Raw genomic sequence first — 2,657 nt, 5'->3', positions numbered from 1 at the left:
AAGATCATGACGGTTTGTGTTGCATTATTTGGACTGATACCAGTTTTATGGTCGGGAGGGGTTGGAAGCGATGTGATGCAGCCAATTGTGCTGCCTATGATTGGGGGAGTACTTACTTCATCCACCCATATTCTACTGGTTACACCGCTGATCTTTCTGATGACAAAAGAATATGAATTGAGAAAATTTGGAAAACTGGAGGTACATGATGTTCAGCATTAAAAAAATAATTTTGTTGTTTACATTCCTGAGTTCTTTTACTGTCTACGGACAAGAGATTATGAATCTGGAACAAATATTAGGAGAGATTAACACAAATAATCCCTCTTTGAAGTCTTATTCAAACAGGATTCAGAGCAAGGATTCTAAAGTGGAAGGTGCCGGCTCGTGGATGGCTCCAATGGTAGGAGCAGGAACTTTTATGAGTCCTTATCCAGCACAGGGGATGATTTCAGAGGGGGACCGTGGGGCATTTATGATCTCTGCCGAACAGGATATTCCCAATCCCGCAAAGATCAGGGCTAAAAAGGAATACCTTAAAACCCAGTCGCAGACTTATGAGTTCGGTAGAAATGAGCGTTTTAACCAGTTAAGAGCCAGTGCAAAGTATTTGTACTTCGGACTTTTGGTTGCTCAAAAGCGTATCGTCTTCCAGAAAGAGAATCAGCAGATCATGCAGACAATGAAAAAGCTTGCAGAGATTCGTTATCCATTTAATCAGGGTGGATTGAATCAGGTATTTAAAGCTGAGGGAAGGGTCTATGAATCAGAGAATATGATCCTGATGACCGAGGCAGATATTCGTTCAAAAAAGATTGCTTTGAATGCATTGATGAACAGAGCAGCAACAACAGAATTTGAAATTGAAACCGAATATAAGGTTAAGTTTAGTCCTAAGGCAGATCTTGACACTGCTTATCTGGCCGGTGTCCGTAGTGATATTTTGCACATGGAGCATGATATTCATGCAATGGAAAGGAATATTGATTTGATGCGGCAGGAGTCAAAACCTGATTTTAAGATTCGTTTTGACCATATGTCTAATTATTCTGCAATGATGCCAAGGCAGTTTACGGTGATGGGTATGCTTTCCATCCCAATTGCTCCCTGGTCTTCGAAAATGTATAAATCGGAGATCAAATCAATGAATTTTGAGAAGGAGGCTATGAGGCAGGAAAAAGCAGCAATGCTTACGGAGATTTTGGGGATGAGTAAATCTATGGAAAACGATCTGCTCAACATGCAGCAGCAGTTAACTAATTATGAGACTAAGATTTTGCCTTCACTGGAGAAATACCTCAAGGTTTCGATGTTATCCTATCAGGAAAACAAAACAGATCTGAATACGGTCATCGATGGTTGGGAATCGATCAATATGTCGCAGATGAATTACCTGGATCAGTTACAGAAATATTATCAAATGCTTGTGGAATATGAGAAGACTATTGAACGCTAGAATTGCATTATTCCTGATCATCGGAGTAAGTCTTTTTGGCTGTAATTCTGATAAAAAGGTGAATTTTGAGGGACAGGTTCAGAAATACACCTGTCCGATGCACCCGCAGATAGTAAGAGATGCACCCGGTACCTGCCCGATCTGTAAAATGGATCTGGTGCCTCAGCATACTGCAGATAACCACGGCGCCGTGGATACAAGTTTAAATTCCCTGGTAAAGCCCAGCAATGAACTGGTTATATCAGGAATCAAAACGATCAGGGTAGAGAAGGGGCTTAAAAAATCTGAAATCGTCCTGAAAGGAATCATAAACTTTAATACGAATAACTGGAGGTCAGTAACTACAAGGGTAAGCGGCCGCATTGAAAAGCTGTTTGTGAAATACAATTATGAGCCGGTAAGTAAAGGGCAAAAGATTATGGAGATCTACAGTCCGGATCTGGCAAATGCCCAGCAGGAATTGCTCTTTCTGAAAAACAATAACGAACCTGTGCTTCTTGAATCTGCCAAAAAGAAATTGGTACTTCTTGGATTGAGTATGGCTCAGATAAACAGGGTTTTGAGCACAGGCAGAATCGAGGATAGGATTGCTGTTTATAGCCCTTATTCAGGTTATGTGGCAGAATTGGGTTTAAGCACCTCAGCGTCACAGGGTCCGGTAAGCCAGGCAGGTGGAACAAAGATCGGCTCAGGGAATGCAGGTGGGATGAATTCAATGAATACCTCTGCTTCATCTACTAAAGTTCCGGAAATACCGGATATCCCAACAGGTGGGGCTTTGCAAATCAGGGAAGGACAATATATCAATGCAGGCCAGAAGTTATTTGATCTTATCAATACAGACCAGGTTTGGGCAGAGTTCTTTGCCCGACCGGATCAATTACAGGAGTTCAGACAAGGAAAAAATGTAATGGTTCAGTCTATTGATCTTGCAGATCAGCGTTCAGAGGTTACAGTGAGCCTGGTTCAACCTTATTTTAAAGACGGAACCAATTATTCCCTTATCAGGGCCAATGTGCCGAACAATACTAAAATCTGGAAGGTTGGTCAGTTGATCTCAGTAAGCCGGGAGGCCGCAGTTGAAGGTTACTGGCTGCCCGCTACAGCACTTGTTCAGGTTGGAACACAATATGTGGTATTTGTTAAAAAGGATGATGCATTTATACCGGTTTTTGTGAAGCTGATGCATCAGGCAGATCAG

General features: G+C 41.9%; 3 protein-coding genes. All 3 read left to right on the top strand.

Annotation, left to right across the window (positions count from 1 at the left end; translation table 11 throughout):
• On the top strand, positions 1-222 hold a 222-nt coding region (locus VGE44_RS12140; RefSeq protein WP_331079392.1), incomplete at its 5' end, for an efflux RND transporter permease subunit.
• A gap of 10 nt (positions 223-232) precedes the next feature.
• Entirely contained in the window at positions 233-1,456 is a 1,224-nt protein-coding gene (locus VGE44_RS12135) for a TolC family protein (protein ID WP_331079390.1), read from the top strand.
• The coding region (locus VGE44_RS12130) for an efflux RND transporter periplasmic adaptor subunit (protein WP_331079388.1) at positions 1,434-2,657 on the top strand (1,224 nt) is incomplete at its 3' end. The genes VGE44_RS12135 and VGE44_RS12130, both read left to right, overlap by 23 nt.

Source organism: Daejeonella sp., assembly GCF_036405355.1.
In the GTDB taxonomy this organism is placed as follows: domain Bacteria; phylum Bacteroidota; class Bacteroidia; order Sphingobacteriales; family Sphingobacteriaceae; genus Daejeonella.
Note: the sequence above shows the minus strand (reverse complement) of the source record. Positions and strands in the feature narration are given on the sequence as shown.